Source organism: Streptomyces melanosporofaciens (assembly GCF_900105695.1).
Taxonomy (GTDB): Bacteria; Actinomycetota; Actinomycetes; order Streptomycetales; family Streptomycetaceae; genus Streptomyces; species Streptomyces antimycoticus.
In genome coordinates this window covers 8,836,128-8,854,454 of sequence record NZ_FNST01000002.1, presented here as the reverse complement: position 1 = coordinate 8,854,454, position 18,327 = coordinate 8,836,128, and the positions used below count along the sequence as shown (strand labels likewise).

16 protein-coding genes and 3 pseudogenes are annotated in these 18,327 nt (G+C 71.1%); 9 read left to right on the top strand and 10 right to left on the bottom strand.

From position 1 onward, the window contains the following. The first annotated feature begins 135 nt into the window (after window positions 1-135). Window positions 136-1,215 carry an NAD/NADP octopine/nopaline dehydrogenase family protein gene (locus BLV72_RS40520; protein ID WP_093468720.1) on the top strand — a complete coding sequence of 360 codons (1,080 nt, stop codon included), beginning with the start codon at window positions 136-138 and terminating at the stop codon, window positions 1,213-1,215. A gap of 57 nt (window positions 1,216-1,272) precedes the next feature. Here the strand turns inward: BLV72_RS40520 and BLV72_RS40515 are convergent. Beyond that, window positions 1,273-1,721: pseudogene (locus BLV72_RS40515) on the bottom strand (isocitrate lyase/phosphoenolpyruvate mutase family protein); the annotation flags it as partial. After that, window positions 1,679-2,490: pseudogene (locus BLV72_RS40510) on the bottom strand (MmgE/PrpD family protein); the annotation flags it as partial. The pseudogenes BLV72_RS40515 and BLV72_RS40510, both read right to left, overlap by 43 nt. A gap of 87 nt (window positions 2,491-2,577) precedes the next feature. Between BLV72_RS40510 and BLV72_RS40505 the strand changes: the two are divergent. Continuing rightward, window positions 2,578-3,909 (top strand): MDR family MFS transporter, encoded by a 1,332-nt coding sequence (locus BLV72_RS40505; protein ID WP_093468718.1) that lies wholly within the window; start codon window positions 2,578-2,580, stop codon window positions 3,907-3,909. Here the strand turns inward: BLV72_RS40505 and BLV72_RS40500 are convergent. Further along, a pseudogene (locus BLV72_RS40500) lies at window positions 3,882-4,573 on the bottom strand (M24 family metallopeptidase). The gene BLV72_RS40505 and the pseudogene BLV72_RS40500 sit on opposite strands and share 28 nt — an antisense overlap. Window positions 4,574-4,642: 69 nt before the next feature. Between BLV72_RS40500 and BLV72_RS40495 the strand changes: the two are divergent. Continuing rightward, window positions 4,643-5,302, top strand: a complete 660-nt coding sequence (locus BLV72_RS40495) for a pyridoxine/pyridoxamine 5'-phosphate oxidase (RefSeq protein ID WP_093468717.1) — start codon at window positions 4,643-4,645, stop codon at window positions 5,300-5,302. Window positions 5,303-5,345: 43 nt separating this feature from the next. Here the strand turns inward: BLV72_RS40495 and BLV72_RS40490 are convergent, their stop codons facing one another. The 3 genes from BLV72_RS40490 to BLV72_RS40480 form a co-directional block, all read right to left on the bottom strand. Next, on the bottom strand, window positions 5,346-5,990 hold the full coding sequence (locus tag BLV72_RS40490; protein WP_093468715.1) for a LysE family translocator: 645 nt from the start codon (window positions 5,988-5,990) through the stop codon (window positions 5,346-5,348). A 125-nt stretch (window positions 5,991-6,115) separates the two neighbouring features. Next, window positions 6,116-7,000: a serine hydrolase gene (locus tag BLV72_RS40485; protein ID WP_093470832.1), complete on the bottom strand. Its 885-nt coding sequence runs from the start codon at window positions 6,998-7,000 to the stop codon at window positions 6,116-6,118. 255 nt (window positions 7,001-7,255) lie between these two features. Continuing rightward, the gene (locus tag BLV72_RS40480; RefSeq protein WP_093468714.1) at window positions 7,256-8,056 is read right to left on the bottom strand and encodes an alpha/beta fold hydrolase; all 801 of its coding nucleotides are present in this window, start codon (window positions 8,054-8,056) and stop codon (window positions 7,256-7,258) included. A gap of 144 nt (window positions 8,057-8,200) precedes the next feature. Between BLV72_RS40480 and BLV72_RS40475 the strand changes: the two genes are divergently transcribed. After that, window positions 8,201-9,085, top strand: coding sequence for a helix-turn-helix domain-containing protein (locus BLV72_RS40475; RefSeq protein ID WP_093468712.1), 885 nt, complete (start codon window positions 8,201-8,203; stop codon window positions 9,083-9,085). Between the two features lie 30 nt (window positions 9,086-9,115). On the opposite strand, the gene BLV72_RS40470 is transcribed toward BLV72_RS40475, so the two are convergent. After that, window positions 9,116-9,757 (bottom strand): TetR/AcrR family transcriptional regulator, encoded by a 642-nt coding sequence (locus tag BLV72_RS40470; RefSeq protein ID WP_208905898.1) that lies wholly within the window; start codon window positions 9,755-9,757, stop codon window positions 9,116-9,118. Window positions 9,758-9,917: 160 nt separating this feature from the next. Here BLV72_RS40470 and BLV72_RS40465 point away from each other — a divergent pair, with 160 nt between their 5' ends. Then, window positions 9,918-11,357 (top strand): FAD-dependent monooxygenase, encoded by a 1,440-nt coding sequence (locus tag BLV72_RS40465; protein WP_244321496.1) that lies wholly within the window; start codon window positions 9,918-9,920, stop codon window positions 11,355-11,357. 277 nt (window positions 11,358-11,634) lie between these two features. Here BLV72_RS40465 and BLV72_RS50655 read toward each other — a convergent pair whose 3' ends face one another. Both BLV72_RS50655 and BLV72_RS50650 read right to left on the bottom strand, forming a co-directional pair. Continuing rightward, window positions 11,635-12,258, bottom strand: coding sequence for a hypothetical protein (locus tag BLV72_RS50655; protein WP_244321258.1), 624 nt, complete (start codon window positions 12,256-12,258; stop codon window positions 11,635-11,637). Beyond that, a complete protein-coding gene (locus BLV72_RS50650) occupies window positions 12,258-12,632 on the bottom strand; it encodes a PhnD/SsuA/transferrin family substrate-binding protein (protein ID WP_244321257.1) in 375 nt (124 codons plus the stop codon). Before BLV72_RS50650 ends, BLV72_RS50655 begins: the two co-directional genes overlap by 1 nt. A 189-nt stretch (window positions 12,633-12,821) precedes the next feature. Between BLV72_RS50650 and BLV72_RS40455 the strand changes: the two genes are divergently transcribed. Beyond that, window positions 12,822-13,535, top strand: coding sequence for an HAD family hydrolase (locus BLV72_RS40455; RefSeq protein WP_093468708.1), 714 nt, complete (start codon window positions 12,822-12,824; stop codon window positions 13,533-13,535). Window positions 13,536-13,708: 173 nt separating this feature from the next. Beyond that, the gene (locus tag BLV72_RS40450; protein ID WP_093468706.1) at window positions 13,709-14,347 is read left to right on the top strand and encodes a TetR/AcrR family transcriptional regulator; all 639 of its coding nucleotides are present in this window, start codon (window positions 13,709-13,711) and stop codon (window positions 14,345-14,347) included. A gap of 7 nt (window positions 14,348-14,354) precedes the next feature. Here the strand turns inward: BLV72_RS40450 and BLV72_RS40445 are convergent, their stop codons facing one another. Beyond that, the gene (locus BLV72_RS40445) at window positions 14,355-15,836 is read right to left on the bottom strand and encodes an LVIVD repeat-containing protein (protein WP_093468705.1); all 1,482 of its coding nucleotides are present in this window, start codon (window positions 15,834-15,836) and stop codon (window positions 14,355-14,357) included. 192 nt (window positions 15,837-16,028) lie between these two features. Between BLV72_RS40445 and BLV72_RS40440 the strand changes: the two genes are divergently transcribed. Next, the gene (locus tag BLV72_RS40440; RefSeq protein ID WP_093468703.1) at window positions 16,029-16,706 is read left to right on the top strand and encodes a DUF305 domain-containing protein; all 678 of its coding nucleotides are present in this window, start codon (window positions 16,029-16,031) and stop codon (window positions 16,704-16,706) included. A 236-nt stretch (window positions 16,707-16,942) separates the two neighbouring features. Then, window positions 16,943-18,286: an FAD-dependent oxidoreductase gene (locus BLV72_RS40435; RefSeq protein WP_093468702.1), complete on the top strand. Its 1,344-nt coding sequence runs from the start codon at window positions 16,943-16,945 to the stop codon at window positions 18,284-18,286. Window positions 18,287-18,327: the final 41 nt, after the last annotated feature.

Sequence of the window (18,327 nt, the reverse complement as noted above, 5' to 3'; positions counted from 1 at the left end):
GCCGCCCGTCCCTTGGCGGTTCCCCGCTGGGCAACGGGCGCCCGATGACCGAAAGGACGCCGCGAACGGCCGTCACGACATGACGGCTTCAGTTCCCTACCCCCGCACCACATCAGAACGGAAGAGTCACGCACTATGGGCAGCATCGCCATCATTGGCGCAGGAAACGTCGGCCAGGCAATCGCCGGCCATATGTCCCTCAACGAACACGACGTACGAATCTTCGACAGGTGGGGCCGCGATCTTGAGCCGATCAAGGCCAACGACGGCATCGACATGACCGGCGACGTGGAGGGGCATGGCACACCCTCGGTGCTGACAACCGACCTCGGGCACGCCGTCCGCGGCGCCGAGGTGGTCATCGTCGCCGTGCCCGCCTTCGCCCACGCCTACCTGTCCAAGGAACTCGCGTCCGTCCTCGAGCCGGACCAGCTCGTCCTGTTCCAGCCGGGTGTGCTCGGCAGTGGCGTCGAGCTCGCGCGCATGTTCGCGCTCGCCGGCCGGCAGCCCTGCCTCATCGCGGAGACGCCGACCAGTCTGTACACCTGCCGGCTGCGCCGCCCCGCACACGTCTACATCGGGGCGATCAAGCACGCCGTCCCGCTGGCCGCCGTACCCAGTGCGGACACGCCGCGGGCCCTCGACATCCTGCGGACGTACTTCGGCGACCGGTACGTACCGGACCAGGACGCGCTGACCGTCGGGCTCAACAACTGCAACCCCATCTACCACGTTCCGCCGGCGGTGCTGAACTTCAAGACGGTCGAGGACGCCGACTGCCATCCGCTGCACAGCCTGGTGACCCCGCGCATCGCCGAGGTCATCGATGCCCTGGACCGCGAACGCCTTGCCCTGGCGGACGCCCTCGGAGTGAAGGCGGCCAGCTTCTGGGACTTCCTCAACACCGCATACGAGGTGACCGAGGGCAGCTTCGTCGAGCGCATCGTGCAGGGCTACGGCCGTCAGGCATTCCCCGAACCCGACTCGATCAAGCACCGGTACTTCACCGAGGACATTCCCTTCGGGCTGGTCATCTGGAGTTCGCTGGCCGCGCAGATCGGGCTCTCCGTGCCCCTGACCGACTCGTTCATCGCTCTGAGCGGGCCCCTGTGCGGACAGGACTTCGTGGCCGGCGGCCGTACGGCGAAGACGCTGGGCCTGCTCGGCTCCGACGTCGACGGCATCCGCGCCGCGTTCGTCGACGGTGTGGTGTAGACATGCGCCACACGCCGTAGTCCGCCTGCGGTACGGCCCGCCCGCTGTCCCGGAAGGCGCCATGCCATCCGGGGCAGCGGCCGGACGTCCCGGGCCGCGGTGCGTCAGGTGCCGGTCGACGTACGCCTTCGCCCGGTCGATGGCCGCGGGCAGTCCCTCGACGGCGCGGGCGTCGGTGCGGGCCATGAGCAGGAAGCCGGGGTCGCGGCGGGCGTCGACCGCGGCCCGGATCCGGCGGGCCATCTCCTCGCGGGTACGACCGATTTGCCGTCGAGGTGGCCGCACCGCTTGGGGTGGACCTGGTCCTCCAGATGCAGCCTGGCCAGGCCCGCGTCCTCCATCAAATGCACCGTGCGCGCGGCGTTCATCGGCTCGCCGAAGCCGGTGTCGGCGTCGATGAGCACGGGCAGGTCGGTGGCCCTGGTGGTCTGCTGGGCGCGGGCGGCGATCTCGGTGGAGGTGGTCAGCCCGATGTCCGGCAGCCCCAGATCGGCGGCGAGGACGGCAGGTCGGGGGCGGTCGCCTCGGCGAGCCGCTCGGCGGCCGCCAGGAAACGGTCCTGGCCGGCCGGGGTGACGATGCCCTCGGTCAGGGTGCGGAACTTGCCCGCGTAGGCCGGGCGGTCGAAGGGGCGGGCCCCGGCCGGATGGGCGTCGGCGGCCGCCGGCTCGTCCTCGACCACCGTGCCGTCGTCGAGGGTGATCACGGCGCGGCCGCCGAAGGCCCGGCGGTCCGGATCGGGGTCGTGATAGCGACGGGTCCACTCCGGGTCCTCGACCGTGGTGATCTTCGGCCACAGCTCTTGCGGGGCTGCCGGGTCGCGGTCGTGGTGTGCACCGTCTGCTGCACCGCCTGGTACACAGTCTCGGTGGGCAGCCGCAGCAGCGCGCCGAGGCCGCAGGCGGTGGCCGCGCCGAGGTGGGCCACGTGGTCGATGCGGTGCTCGTGCGGGCAGCTGCCCTTGACCAGGGCGACTCGGACCTCGTACCCGGCAACGATGCCGCTCAGCAGGTCGGCGCCGGTGCGGCCGGTGTGCTGGGCGACGGCGAGCAGGGGCGGGATGGTGTCGCCGGGGTGGGAGTAGTCGGCGGCGAGATAGGTGTCGTGGAGGTCCAGCTCCCGGACGGCGGTGCCATTCGCCCAGGCGGCCCATTCCGGGGAGACCCGGGTGTGCGTACCGAAGACCGAGGCACCGGGCGTGGCGGCCGGGTGGGCGGTGGCCTGGGCGCGGGCGACGGCCACCGGGCACCACAGGAGTGGCCCGATGACAGCCGCCCGGGGCAGGCGCCCGGCGCTTGTTGCCTACGCTGTGCTGATGCATCAGATGTGCATCTGCCTCGACCCCCTCCCGGACGGCGCCCCATGACGGACCTGATCCGCCGCGCACTGACCGGCCGAGCCGCCGGGACGGCGCCGACCCCGAAGCCCCCGCGCGAGCGCACCTGGAAGCACCTGTCTCCGCTGCCGCGGCTGCTGATCCTGACCCAACTCGCCTTCAACATCGGCTTCTTCGCGGTCCTGCCCTTCCTCGCCGAACACCTCGGCACCACGATGGGCATGGCGGGATGGACGGTCGGATTCGTCCTCGGTCTGAGGACCTTCAGCCAGCAGGGGCTGTTCGTGGTCGGCGGCTGGCTGGTGGACCGTTACGGTGTGCGTCCGGTGGTGCTGACCGGCTGTGTCGCGCGGATCGCGGGCTTCGTCTGGCTCGGCCATGCGGAGCGGACCTGGGCGGTGATCGGCTCGGTGCTGCTGATCGGCTTCGCCGCCGCGCTGTTCTCTCCCGCGGTGGAATCCGAAGTGGCCCGGCAGGCGGTGTCCTGGGAGGAGGAAGGCCACGGTTCGCGCACCCGGGTCCTGGCCCTGTTCACCGTCTCCGGCCAGGCCGGTACCTTCGTCGGCCCCCTCCTCGGCGGTCTGCTGCTCGGCGTGGACTTCCGCGCCGCGTGCCTCGCCGGGGCCGGGGTCTTCCTCGTCGTGCTCGCCGGGCATGCCTGGCTGATGCCGCGGCACATCCCGGGCCGGGTCGGTAACCGGGAGCGGGGTGGTGTCCGCGCGATGGTGCGCAACCGGCGGTTCCTCGCCCTGTGCTGCGCGTACGGCACCTATCTGCTCGCCTACAACCAGCTCTATCTGGCCCTGCCGGCCGAGGTGGAGCGGGCGGCCGGCTCCCAGGTGCCGCTGTCGTGGCTGTTCGCCCTGTCCTCGCTGCTGGTCGTCTTCGCCCAGCTCCCGGTCACCCACTGGGCGGGCGACCGGCTCGACCTGCGCCGCTCGATGACCATCGGACTGCTTCTCATCGCCGCCGGTTTCGCGGTGGTGGCCGCCGCGCGCCCCGCCGCCTGGACGGGCACCGCCGGATTGCTGCCCGCCGCGGGCTACGTCGTGCTGCTCACCCTCGGCCAGATGCTGGTCGTCCCGGCCGCCCGCGCCTGGGTGCCCGACCTCGCCGAGAGCGGGCGGCTCGGCCTCTACACCGGCGCGCTGTCCTCCGTCTCCGGCCTGATCGTCCTCATCGGCAGCTCGGCCACCGGCTCCCTGCTCGACCTGGGCCTCCCGCCCGCCGCGCCCTGGCTCGTCCTCGCCGCCGTCCCGGCCCTCGCGGTGACACTGCTGCCCCGCCGCCGGCATCAGGCCGACCGGCCGCGGGCGCCGGGAGAAGCGGATCAGCCCAGGGTGAGCAGTTCCTCGTAGAAGCCGCCGAACTCCCGTTCCCGGTCGACGAGGTGGATCTCCAGGATCCAGTGGCAGCGGCGTCCGGCCTTGTCGGTGCGGAGCAGCGGGGTGTCGTTGTCGGGCGTGATGTACGACTCCACGTGCGCGCCGTCGATCGTCTCGTGCGGGAACTCCCCGACCAGATGGCCGGCGTGCCAGCCGCCCAGCTCCCATCCGGCCTCGGCGGCCAGCCGCTCCACCTCGGCGTGCAACCGCTTCCCGGTGATCTCCGGGTCGCTCTGGAAGAACCGCTTGCCCGCGTCGAAGACCGTGGCCAGATCGTCCCGCAGCCGCCGCTTGACCGGGTCGTCGCCGAGGACGAAGGTCCGGCCGAAGTCGGCCTCGTACTCTTCGAAGATCGGCCCGAGGTCGGCGAACACGATGTCATCCGTGCCGATCACACGGTCCGGCGGATTCTCCCGGTACGGCAGAAGCGTGTTCGGCCCCGAGCGCACGATCCGCTTGTGCCAGTGCCGGGTCGTACCGAACATCTCGTTCGCCAGATCCCGGATCCGGTCGCTGACCGCCCGCTCCCCTCGCCCGGCGCCACCAGCCCGCGCTGCTCGATCTCCGCGAAGAGCCGCACGGCCTTCGCCTGGGCATCGATCAACCGTGCCGCGCGCGTGGGTTCGTCGTCCGCCATGGACCCGACGGTAGGCTGCTAGATCGTTTCTCGGCAACCGAATCGGCCACTGGGAGAGGTGCCCCGCACATGCACGAGACGATGCGCGACAGACTCAGGTCGATTCCGGTCTTCGCGGACGTGGGCACCGGCCACTTCCAGGACCACGAACTGCCGGACAACCCCCTGCCCCTGGTCGGTGACTGGATTCTCGCGGCGGGCGCGACGGGCCAGCGGGAGCCGCACGCGATGAGCCTCTGCACGGTGGACGCGTCGGGGATGCCGTCCAGCCGGGTCCTGATCGTCAAGGACATCGACGACGCGTCCCTGTTCTTCGCCACCCTCTCCGACAGCCGCAAGGGTCGCGACATCGCGGCGAATCCGCGGGTGGCGGCCCACTTCCACTGGCCCGTGGCCGGGCGGCAGATAAGGATCACGGGGACCGCGGCCGACTGCGGCCGCGCCCCCTCCGAGGCCGACTTCGCCGAACGGGGCCGCGGCTCCCGGCTCGCCGCCCACCTGCACCGGCCGGGTCCGCTCCCCGACCGGAAGGCGGCGCTGACCGAGTACGAGCGCCTCGAAGCGCTCTACCCGGACGAGGTTCCGTGCCCGCCGACATGGACGCTCTATGCCATCACTCCCACCGAAGTGGAGTTCTGGGAAGCGAGCGTCGACCGGGTGCACCACCGGCTGGTGTATCGCAGGGATGCGGCCCATGGTGGCTGGCGGCACGAGTTGCTGTGGCCCTGACGGCTCCGGTCGGCCTCGCCCTCTGAGGATCCCCCGGGCGTCCTCAGTCGGCGCGGCCGGTCGCCGCCACCGTCACGCCCAGGCCGATCATCGCGAGGCCGCCCGCCCCGCCGACCATCGACAGGCGGCGGTCCGAGCGGGCGAACCAGGAGCGGGCCGCCGAGGCACCCAGTCCCCACAGGGTGTCCGTCACCAGGCCGATGGTGACCGGGACCAGGCCCAGCACCATCATCTGGACGGGAAGATGCCCCGCCGAGTGGTCGACGAACTGCGGTAGCACCGCCGCGAAGAAGACGATGCCCTTCGGGTTGGTGACACCCACCACCATGCCGTCCAGGATCGACCGCAGATCACCGCGCCGCTCTTCGGCCGGAGCGTCCATGTTCGCCACGCGCATCTCCCCGCGGTGCCGGAACGCCTGCGCACCCAGGTAGACGAGATACGCCGCTCCTGCCAGCTTCACGCCCATGAACAGCGCCACCGAGCTCTGTACCAGCGCGCCGAGGCCCCACGCCACGGCGACCACCAAGGCGTAGCAGCCGATCACATTGCCGAGGACCGTCGCGAGCGCCGTGCGGCGGCCGTGCGCCAGCGCCCTGCCGACCACGAACAGCACACTCGGCCCCGGGATCACGATCACCAGGAGCGACATCGCCGCGAACGTGAGAACACTCTCCGTGGACACCACCTGTCCGCCACCTCCTGAATCGCTCCGTCCAGGGGACATACAAACAGATGGCGGGACGTCCGCTCCAGACTCGGGCCCCGGCCGGCGCTCGCAAGAAGGGGCCCCGGCCAGGGCGAGCCGGCTGCTTACGACTGAGCGCCGGACACCGGCGCGTTGAGGTTCTCGTGGACCGCGCGGGCGATGCCCTCGATGTTGGCGATGCCGTCGTCCATGGTGGCGTTGTCCTGCGAGAGCACCGTGATCGTGTAGTCGTGGTCGCCGCCGGTGAAGGCGCCGAGGCTGTGCACACGCCAGCCGTTCGTGGCCCGCTCCAGCCAGCCGTTCTTCACATGCACCTGGGCGTCACCCGGCGCGCCGGCCGGGGTGCCCCAACGCTGTGAGGGGATGACCTCGGAGGTCAGCTTCAGGATGTAGGCGCGGGAGTCGTCGCTGAGCACCGGGTTGGTGTGGGTCACCAGTTGGAGGAGCTTTTCCTCGTCGTTCGCGGTGATCTGGGTGAGCCCCCAGTGGCCCTCGCTGTCGAGGACGGTGTTGGTCATCCCCGCGGCCTGCAGGAATCCATTGATCTTGTCCGGCCCGAGCTGCTTCCACAGCGCGGTGGTGGCGTCGTTGTCGGACTCGGTGATCATGGCGGTGGCACGGTCCTTCTCCTCCTGCGTCAGCGCGCGATCGTCCTTCTGCGCGTCCCACAGCAGGGTGCTGAGCACGGTCACCTTGACCGTGCTCGCGGAATCGAAGTGCCGGTCCGCATCCAGTGTGCAGGTGGTGTTCGTGGCGTGGTCGTGGAGGCTGATCGCCGTGGTGGCGGAGCCGTCCAGTGCCGAGTTGATGTCCTCGGAGAGCTTGTCGGCGAGTTCCGGCCGGTCCGAGGTGCAGATCGCCGCCTGCGGGGTGGCGGCGTGGGCCGACCCCACCGAGGCGAACGTCGGCACGAGCACCCCTGCGGCCAGCGCCGCTCTTGTCGCCAGGGCACTCCGGGGAGGCTGGGTTATTCGTCGGTGTCGACCCATGGTGCGCTTGTCCATTCTTCGTGGGGCAGTTGGACACGCGGTGCCTTCGCTCCGTTGCGACGGCATCCGGGTGCTCCGACCCTGGATGACGAGTCGGCGGCAGGTGAGGTTCACGAACGCGTCCGAGTCTCACAAGATCGCTCCACAATAGGCACAGCGCCCGGGCGGGCCGGACGCCGTGCGGCGGACGAGCTGGGCGGCGACGGCCAGGACGGCGAAGTACACCGAGCGACCCGGTTGTCACCGCCGACCCGGTCAGCGCTGAATGGCCGTGAGGAAGTCTCCGAGTGCTTTCGCGACGGCGCCGGGGGCTTCCGCGGGGAGCAGGTGGCCGGCGTCAGGGACAGTCGTCAGGGTCGCGTGCGGGATGTGGGGCAGGAGGTGTTCGCGCAAGATGTGCGGCGGCTCCACCACGTCGTTCTCCGCGGCCAGCACCGTCACCGGGACCTCGATACGCCGTGCCGCATCGGTGATGTCCCGCGCGATTCCGTGCAGGGGCCACTCCTGCCGGGCCTCGGCATCGACGGCGAGGCTGTCGCGCTCCGCGGTGGCCCGCACCGCCTCGGGCAGCGGCGTGGCGGTCAGAACACGGTCGAGGGCGTGCGCCACCGCCTCGGCCGAGTCGTAGGCGTGGGACAGGCCCTGCCGGTACTCCTCGGTCACCATGGCGGGCGGCTGGGGCGGCGCGGGCGCGACGAGCACCAGGCCGGCCAGGCCGACCGGTCGGCGGGCCGCGACGAGCTGGCTCGCCTTGCCGCCCATCGAGTGGCCGACGAGGACGAACGGCCCCGACACGCGCGCCTCGATCACCCGGACGAGATCGTCGGCGAGCTGGTCGAGGTGATAGGGCCCGGGCAACGCCCGTGAGGTGCCCCAGCCGCGCTGGTCGAAGCGGACCGTCGCCTGCCCGGGCGGCAGGTGGCCGATCACACCGTTCCAGGTGGCGGCGGAGCCGCCCCAGTAGTGGGCGAACACCAGCGCCGGGCCGGTATCGCCGCCGACTCGTACGTCGAGCGACCCGCCCGCCACCGGGACTGTCATTGTCGTTTCGGTCATCTTCGCGCCTTCCCTGTCGGCCGCGGAAAGCGACTCGGTCGTCCTGCCGCAGCTCTGAACCAGTAACCTGACCTGCCGACCAGGCTCGGAATCGACCGTAGGCGAGGGGGTGTCCGCTCCTTGGCGGAAAGGAACACGTTCCTTGTGGAAAACGGACACAGTGCGGTGCGGCAACTGCGCTACCTGCCTGCCGTGGGATCGGCGTACGGGGTGGAGGTCCTGGATTTCGCCGCGCTGCGTTCGATGGACACCCAGCGCCGTCGCACCCAGCCGCAACGCCCCGACTTCCATGTGTTCGCTCTGGTCGGCTCCGGAACCGGCACCCACGAAGCGGACTTCCACGACTACCGGCTGGGGGAAGGCAGCGCCGTGTGGATCCGGCCGGGCATGGTGCACCGCTGGAGCGACATCGACGCCTGCGACGGCCCGCTGATCCTCTTCCGGCCCGGCTTCCTCTCCGGCTTCACCGCGTCGGAGGCCACCACACCGGCGTGCTGGCACCTGGATCAGCAGCACCTGTCCCTCGCCCTGCTCGCGGCCGACCATCTCGGCCGCGAGCACAGCACAGCGGTGCACACACCACGTCTGGCATCCCCCGCCCTGCTCTCCCACCTGCTGGCGGCACTGATCCTGCGCGCACTCCCCGACACACCGCCCTCGACCGGCGCGGCAAGCCCCGGCAGCCGACCCACCGAAGTGTTCCGCGCCTATCGGGCCACCGTCGAAGAGCGCTTCACCGAGTGGCACCATGTGGCCGACTACGCGCGGGCATTGGGCTACGACGTACGCACCCTCACCCGGGCCACCCGGGCCGCCACCGGCACGGGCGCCAAGACCTTCCTCGACCAGCGCATCCTGCTGGAGGCGAAACGGCTGCTCGCCCACACCGGCCTGCCGGTCAGCGGCTGCGCCCGACGCCTCGGCTTCCGGGACGTCGGCAACTTCACCACTTTCTTCCGGCGCCAGGCCGGTCTGCCGCCCGCCGGGTGGCGCGCCGCGTACAGCACCCCCGACACACACGGCGTCTGACCTGCCCTCGGCGGCAGGGGGCTAGGAGAGTCACGATCGCGGGGGCAGGTGCCGCAATCCGTTCTCCAGCAGGGCGAAGGCGTGTTCCATGTCGGCCACCGCACCCGCATAGCGCTCGTCGGCCGGCTCCCCGTACGCCAGGCGTTCGGCGTTGTCCTGCGCCAGCGCCCAGTGGACCGCGACGATTTGGACGGCGGCGAGCCGCGCGGTGAGTTCCGGAGTGTCCGCCGTTTCCCGCAGTGCCTCAGTCAGTGCGTGCTCGGCGCCGGTCTTGAACCGTGCCATCCGGGCCACCAGCGAGGGGGCGTCGAGGATCATGCGGTGGAGCCTGCGCACCGCGGGATGGTCGTTGAGCCCGGTGATCGGATCCCGCTCGCGCAGCCCCTTGAGGAAGTGCTCACGCAGTGCGGTCAGCGGGGTGGTGCCGGGCGGGCGGGCCCGTACGACGCGTGCGGATTCGGTCTCGTGGTCGGCCAGGCGGTGCACCACGAGGTCTTCCTTCGTCGGGAAGTAGGCGAAGAGGGTGCGCTTGGACACCTCGGCCGCCTCGGCCACCTGGGCCACCGAGACCTGGTTGAAGCCGTGTTCGAGAAACAGCGCGATCGCCGCGTCGGAGATCGCCGCGTGGGTCCGCTGCTTCTTTCGTTCCCGTAGCCCTGGCTTGCCGTCCACGGCGTCCACCGTAGCAGAAAACTGCCCCTGGTAAATTTCTGCACCAGGTATATATTTATCCCGAGTGAGCCGAACCGGAGTGTCGAGCTGAGATGGAGTGACGGTGTTGACGGAGAGCACGACCGAGGTCGTTGTCGCGGGCGCGGGCCCGACCGGACTGATGCTGGCGTACGAACTGGCGCTGGCCGGGGTCGAGACCCTGGTGCTGGAGAAGCTGCCCCAGCGGATCCAGCAGGTGAAAGGCGGCACGATTCAGCCCCGCACCGCCGAACTGCTGGAGTTCCGCGGCCTGCTGGAGCCGCTGCTGCGGCGGGCCATTGCGCGTGATCCGGTGGGCGGGCATTTCGCGGCCCTGCCCGTGCCCTTGGACTGCGCCCCCTGGCGGACCGAGCACCCCTTCCCGATCGGGGTCCCCCAGTGGGAGATCGAGGAGGTGCTCGAAGAGCGGGCGACCGCCGCCGGCGCGCGGGTACTGCGCGGCGCCGCCGTCTCGGAGGTCGCGCCGGACGACGACGGTGTGGTCGTCACGGCGGACGGCCTGCGGGCGCGGGCTCACTATCTGGTGGCGTGCGACGGCGGCCACAGCACGGTGCGGAAGCTGCTCGGGCTGCCGTTTCCCGGCCGGGCCGGAACGCATCAGGCGGTGCTGGCCGATATCCGTCTGTCCGCCGTCTCATCGCTGGTGCCGCGGCAGATGGGGCATATGAGCACCCTGACCCGTCATGCGCGCGGCTACTGGTCCATGCTGGTCCCTCTGGGCGGCGACCGGTACCGGTTCACCTTCGGGCACGCGGACCAGGCGGACACCGCCCGCGACACCTCCGTCACCCACGAGGAGATCGCAGCCGCGCTGGAGGCCGTGTACGGCCCCGGGACCACCCTCGGCGCCGTGGACAACTCCTCGCGGTTCTCCGATGCCACGCGACAACTGGAGCACTACCGTACGGGCCGTGTCCTGTTCGCCGGGGACGCCGCGCATATCCACCCGCCGCTGGGCGGCCAGGGCCTCAACCTCGGCATACAGGACGCGCTCAACCTCGGGTGGAAACTGGCCGCCGTCCTCCAGGGCCGGGCGCCGAGCGGCTTGCTGGACAGCTACCACGCGGAGCGCCATCCGGTCGCGGCCCAGGTACTGCACCACACCTCGGCGCAGCGCGTCCTGGCGGTTCCGGACCCGAGCGAGGACCTGGCCGCCCTGCGCGACATCGTCACCGACCTGCTGCGCCTGCCCGACACCAACCGCCATCTCGCGGGGCTGATGTCGGGTCTCTCACTGCGCTACGACCTGCCCGGGGATCACCCGCTCACCGGCCGGCGCATGCCGAACGCCGGCCTGGTCACCGCAACCGGCCTCACCCGGCTGTCGACGTTGTTCGGCTCCGGGCACGCCGTCCTGCTCGATCTGGCCGGAGCCGTCCCGGCCGACCTGCCGCTCCCGCCACGAGTCGACCTCGTCCGCGCCACCTGCGCCGACGATCTGGGCGCCGCCGCCCTGCTCATCCGTCCCGACGGCTATGTCTGCTGGGCTACGGACACCTCCTCCGACCGCGGCGACACCCTGCCGGCCGCGCTCACCGGCGCCCTCGCGAGGGTGCACTGAGCCAGGTGCCCACCCTGACCTGACCACCCTCACGCGACCGCAGCCGCCGGCGCGGCCCTGCGCCGGCTGTCCCAGCCGTTCTGCCGACGCCTAGGCGAAGGCCCTCAGGGTGTCCTCGCCGTCGGTCCACCAGACGCTGCCCGACCGAGTCTGGACCGGTCGAAGGCCGCCGACCAGGCCGTACGCCGCCCAGGAGCACCGCACCCAGGCGGCACACCGGCGGACTCAGGGGAGGCAGTTGGGCCACGGCCAAGGGAGTGGGCCGGCCCCCGGCCGGTCATGTCTCCAGCAGGTCGGGGGTGAAGATCTCCTCGATCGTCCAGCGGTGTGCGGTCAGGCCCTGTTCGCGGTGGTAGCGCAGCAGCGTGTCGAGGGCCGCGCGGTTGGCGGCCACGCCGTAGGGCCACCAGTCCTCGGTCATCAGCTCCGCGTTCTCCTCGTACAGCGCGTTCAGCCAGGGCACCATGAACGGGGCCTCGTACAGCCGCCGTCCCTGCCGGTACCGCCGGGCTCCTGCCTCCTTCGCCGCCAGAAAGCCCTCGTAGACGGCGCGGGCGACCCAGGGATGCCGGGTGAGCAGGTCTCGCCTGACGACGACGGTGTGCATCATCGGGAAGATCCCGGTGCGCCGGTAGTAGTCCCGCTCGCGAGTTTCGAAGTCCGGAAACAGACGCGTGACATGAGGCGATCCATCGAGGACGGTCTGCGGCACATTCGCGGTGAACAGGACGTCGAGCTCCCCCGAGTCGAGCATCGGGCCCAGCGCCCTGCCCTCCGGTGCCGCGCTGATGTCGATGCCGTCGGGCCACACCTGCGGGACGAAGCCGAACGGTGGCGCAGGCGTGTCGAGACCGCCGATGACCCAGCGGTTCTCCTCGGGGCGGAAGCCGTATTCGTCCATCAGGATGCCCTTGGCCCACACCCCGAGTCCTGGCCGTAGACACCGAACTCGCCGATCGTCCTGCCCACCAGATCGGCCGGGCCGCTGATGCCGCTGTCCCGGTTCACAAAGACGCATGAATGCCTGAACACCCGGTTGGGGAACACCGGGAGAGCGATGACGTCGGCCTCCCGCTCCAGCGCGCGCAGATAGAAGGTCATGCCGAACTCCGCGACATCCACCTCGCCGTCGAGGAGGAGCCGGAACACCTCCGGCAGTGTCGCCCCCGTCGCCATCTCGACGTTCGGGACGCCGGGAATCCCGGCGGTCCCGTCGAACAGCGCCTGGGTCGTGTCGTACCGGAACGTACCGATACGCAAGTCCGGATCCGGCATGCGTGCCTCCCTCGGTCGCGGCCGGCCTCGCCGCACCGGCCATCTACGGCGCCGGTCCCCGTGCCGGTGCGAGCGGATCGCCCCACGCGGAAACGGGTGCGCCGTGGACCGAACCCGGGGCCGGACCCGCGGCATACGATGCCGGAAGTCCTGGCTCCTGGCCGCATCAGAGACGAGGGAGCGTGAACTGTGACCGCCAAGGGCGTGTTGTTCGACTTCTCCGGGACGCTGTTCCGAATCGAGTCCGCCGAGTCCTGGCTCCGTACCGTGCTGGAGCGGAGCGGGGCCGCGGTCCCGGACGAGGAGGTCGTACGGTACACGCGGGGCCTGGAGGAAGCCGGTGCGCTGCCCGGTGGCGCCCCGCCGCTCACGGTGCCGCCGCACCTGGAGGAGGTATGGGCCGTCCGGGACCGCAGCGCCGAGCTGCACCGGGCCGCCTTCACCGGTATGGCCCGCCAGGTGCCGCTGCCCCGCCCCGAGTTGTACGACGCCCTCTATGACCGCCATATGGAGCCCGCGGCCTGGCGGCCCTACCCGGACGCCCCCGAGGTGCTGGGCGAGCTGCGCCGGCGCGGGGTGCGGATCGCGGTGGTCAGCAACATCGGCTGGGATCTGCGCCCGATCTTCCGCGCCCACGACCTGGACCCGCTGGTGGACGCCTATGTGCTGTCGTACGAGCACGGGGTCCAGAAGCCGGACCCGAGGCTGTTCCGGGCCGCGTGCGACGCGCTGGGAGTGGACCCGGGCGACGCGGTGATGGTGGGCGACGACCGCCGGGCGGACGCGGGAGCGGCGGCCCTGGGCTGCCGGGTCCACCTGGTGGACCATCTCCCGGTGGACCGGCGTCCGGACGCGCTGCGCGCGGTTCTCGGCCTGCTGCCGGACGCCGCCACGGCCCCCTAGGCCCCCGCCGGACGAAGCCCGAAAGGGATCCCGCGGGGCGAACCCACCGGTTCGGGCGATCCCCCCGTGTCGCCCGAACCGGCGGAGACATGCGGCCGCCCTCGAGGATCGGCGGACAACCAAACGTCGCCTGAGTATATTGGCTGACAGCCAGCCAACGCAGGAGTTACAGCATGGTCCCCCGAAGCCCGTCGGTCAATGAGGAGTTGCGCCGCCGATCCCAGGCCCGTCTGCTGGAGGCGACGGTCGAGCTGGTCGACGAGCACGGCTACGAGGCGACCACCCTCGCCGATATCGCCGACCGGGCCGGGGCGGCCCGCGGCCTGGTCTCGTACTACTTCCCGGGCAAGCGGCAGCTGCTGCAGACGGCCGTCCACCGGCTGATGCACATGGAGCTGGCCCGGGGGCTCGAGCGGGAGCCGCGTCCGGAGGGCGAGGAGACCGGGCGGGAGCTGATGGCGCGGGCGATCGACGCGATCCTGGGGCTGGCCCGGGACCGGCCGCGGCTGATGCGGACGCATATGGCGGGGATCCTCACGGCCGAGGGCTTCATCCAGTGCCCCGAGCAGCAGCGGCTGGCCGGTCTGCTGCGGGACACCGTCACCCGGTACGGTTCCGAGGACCCCGAGACCGACTACCGGCTGCTGCGCGCCCTGCTGATGGGCGCGGTGGTCGCGGTGCTGCTGCCGGGGGCGCCGATGCCGCCCGGGCGGCTGCGGGCGGAGCTGTTCCACCGCTACGGACTGGACTGGGAGCTCGGCCTCCCGCCGGGCGAGGAGCCGCCCGACGGGAGCCACGCTGGGGTGAACTGACCAGCACTCAGCGATAGTCGGGCTGCGTCTGCGCGTTGAGCTCGCGCAGCCGGACCGACGCGGCGCTGTCGGTGCGCCGGTCGTGGATCTTCAGGACGTCGAAGCCCTTGTCGATGTCGTTGGAGTAGATGTAGCCGTTGTAGTAGTACGCGGACCAGGAGCCGCCGGTGATGAGCGTGTCGCTGGAGAGCGGCCCGCGCTCGAAGTAGCCGATCTCCTTGGGCTTGTCGGAGTTGGTGAAGTCCCAGACGGAGACGCCGCCCTGGTACCACGCCTGAACCATGATGTCGCGGCCCTTGGCCGGGATCAGCGAGCCGTTGTGGGCGACGCAGTTCTCGGTGTCCGCCTGGTGGCGCGGGATCTTGTAGTAGCTCCGGAAGACCAGCTTGCGCTTGTCGCCCTTGCCGACGATGTCGTAGATGCCGTCGGCGCCGCGGTCCTGACCCACCTCGGTGTTGCAGGTCGCGGCGACGCCGCCGCCCAGCTCATCGGTGAACACGACCTTGGTGCCGCGCTCGTTGAAGGTCGCCGAGTGCCAGAAGGCGAAGTTGACGTTGTCCTCGACCCGGTCGATGACTTTCGGCTTCGCGGGGTCGGCGATGTTGAGCAGGACGCCGTCGCCCATGCACGCGCCCGCCGCCAGCTTCAGCTTGGGGAACGTGGTGAGGTCATGGCAGCCGGTGGTCTGCGAGACGCCGGGGTTGGTGGGCCCGCCGGGGTTGCCGCCGTCCGGGAAGAGCACGGGGAAATCGATGACCGCGGCCTTCTCGGGCGCCTTACGGGGCACCTTGATGACGGAGATGCCGTCATGCGGGGGCTGGCAGTCCGGGAAGGTGGCGCTGGGCGCGTACGAGGAGACGTAGATGTACACGTCCTTGCGCTCGGGCACCAGGGTGTGGGTGTGCGAACCGCAGGAGGTCTCGACGGCGGCGACGTACTGGGGGTTCCGCTTGTCGCTGATGTCGAAGACCTTCATGCCCTCCCAGGAGGACTTCTCGGTCGCGGGCTGGGTGGTGCTGGTGCAGGAGTTGTCGCTGCGCGAGGAGTCGGTGGAGAGGAAGAGCAGGTCTCCTGAGACCGACACATCGTTCTGCGAGCCCGGGCAGAGCACCTGGCTCACGATCTTCGGGCTCTTCGGCCGGCTGATGTCGTAGATGACAAAACCGTCGTAGTTGCCCGCGAAGGCGTACTCGCCCTGGAAGGCCAGGTCGGTGTCGATGCCCTTGAGGTCCTGCTTGGGGATGTTGGTGAGATGGCTGACGTTGTCGCTGTGGACCACCTGGTCCACCCCGGGGATGTCGCCGTCCTCGATGGCGGCCCTGGCTTCGGACTGCTGACCCTTCGTCACCCGCTCCTTGTGCGGGGCGTCACCGGGGTCGGGCGTCGCGGCCGCCGGGCCCGCGGCCAGCAAAGTGGCCACCAGACCGAAGGCGGCCGCGGCCGCGCCGAGATATCTGCGCCGCTGCGGAGGTCTTTCCCACGGCTTCACTGCGTCCTCCCTTTGTCGCCGTCCCCGTTCGGAGTTGAACGGTTGACGGACCGGGGGAAGTATCGCTCTATCCATGTACACCACAACAGGTAGCAACATGTTCGTAAAGAGAATTTCCCAACACGCCCGGCACAGTCGCGCCGCTGACGTGCTAAGACGGTCTGCGGATCCCAAGCGCCCGAGGAGGCCACGGTGTTGAACCGCCGTACGACGCTCCACACCGCATCCCTCGCGGCCGCCGTGGCGGCGGCCCTGGCACTCGTCCTGACCGGCTGTGACGCGGAGAGCGACGGCGGGGCCGACGCCGGAAAGGGCAAGGACGGGAAGCCCGCGGTGATCGCGCCGGGCAAGCCCGGCGAGGCGGCGAAGAAGCTGTCGGCCGAGGAGGCGGCGAAGGCGGGGGACGACGACTCCGCCAACACGGCCGACCGCTCCTACGTCCGCATGATGATCGAGCACCACGCACAGGCCCTGCTGATGACCGACCTCGCCGACGACCGGGCCGAGTCGGCGAAGGTCAAGCGGCTCGCGGAGCGCATCGCGGCCGGGCAGAAGCCGGAGATCGAGGCGATGCGCGCCTGGCAGAAGACCGACGGCGGCGCGCCGAAGGGCGGCGACGGCGCCCATGAGGGCCATGACGCGAGGATGCCGGGGATGGCCACCGCGGCCGAGCTCAAGCGGCTGCGCGACGCCGAGGGCGCCGACTTCGACGCGCTCTTCCTCAAGCTGATGATCGCCCATCACCGGGGCGCGGTCTCGATGGCCACGGATGTGCTGGCCCAGGGGAACAACATCCGGGTGGAGGAGATGGCGGGCGATGTGATCGCGCAGCAGAGCAGCGAGATCCGGCGGATGCTGCAGATGTCGTAGGCAGATGGCCGTAGGCGGATATTCGTAGACGGATCTCGTAGCGGGGCGTACAGGGGCGTACGGGGCCGTGCCGGGCCGTAGGGTCCGGGTCTCGTGGAGCCGGGCTCGCGGCGCGGTCGCGGGCCCGTGGACCGGTGGCCGGGAGGCGTCGTCCGGGCCGGCCCCCGGCGCGTAGTGCCGGACACGGCGCCCCGCCGGGTGGGATGCTGGAGACATCCTGCGGAAGGGGCTCCTTCGTGCTTCGTGTCGCGGTCGTCGGATCCGGGCCGAGCGGGGTGTACGCCGCCCAAGCGCTCGTCCAGCAGCAGGCTGTCCCCGAGGTGTCGGTGCATGTGCTGGACCGGCTGCCCTGTCCGTACGGGCTGGTGCGCTACGGTGTCGCGCCCGACCACGAGAAGATCAAGTCGCTGCAGCACACGCTGCGCGCGGTCCTGGAGCACCCCCGGGTCAGCTTTCTCGGCCATGTGCATGTGGGCCCGCCCCCGCTGGTGCCCGAGCGGCTGCTGGAGCTCTACCACGCGGTGGTCTACTGCGTGGGGGCGGCGACCGACCGGCGGCTCGGCGTTCCCGGCGAGGAGTTGCCGGGCAGCTTCTCCGCGACCGACTTCGTCTCCTGGTACAGCGCCCATCCCGACGCCACCGGCGACGCCTTCGCGCTCGGGGCGGACTCCGCCGTCGTCGTCGGGGTGGGCAATGTCGCGGTGGACGTGGCGCGCATCCTGGCCCGCGGGGCGGAGGAGCTGCGGCCCACCGATGTGCCGCACGCCGCCCTCGGGGCGCTGTCCCAGAGCCGGGTCTCGGACATCCATATGGTCGGCAGGCGCGGGCCGTCGCAGGCGAAGTTCACCACCAAGGAGCTGCGTGAGCTGGGCTCGCTGACCGGCGCCGAGGTGCTGGTGCGCCCCGAGGAGCTGGCGCTGGACCCGGGATACGCGGATCCGTCGGGGCTACCGGGGGTCAACCGGCGCAATGTCGAGGTGCTGCGCGACTGGGCGCGGCGCGCGCCCGTGGGCCGACCGCGCCGGATCCATCTGCGGTTCTTCCTGCGGCCGGTGGCGCTGCTGGGCGAGGGCGCGGTGCGCGCGGTGCGCTTCGAGCGGACCGCGCCGGACGGGCGCGGCGGGGTCGCGGGCACCGGGGTCTTCGAGGACATCGAGGCGCCGCTGGTGCTGCGGTCGGTGGGTTATCGGGGTGTGCCGCTGCCGGGGCTGCCGTTCGACGAGGAGCGCGGCACGGTGCCCAACGCGGCGGGGCGGGTGCTGCGCGGCGGCGAGCCCTCGCCCGGGGAGTACGTGGCGGGGTGGATCAAGCGCGGGCCGACCGGGGTGATCGGCACCAACCGGCCGTGTGCGAAGGAGACCGTGGCCTCGCTGCTGGCCGACGCGGAGGCGCTCGCCGCCCGGCCGGTGGTGGCGGATCCGCTGCGGGCGCTGCGCGAGGCGGGGGTGGAGCCGGTGGAGTGGACCGGCTGGCTGCGGATCGAGGCGGCCGAGGAGGCGCTCGGGGAGGCGCTCGGGCGTACGAAGGTGAAGATTCCGGACTGGATGGGGCTGCTGGGCGCGGCGCGCGAGCAGGAGTGAACCGGGCGGGGCGCCGGTCGGGCTTCGCCGGCGGTCCACGG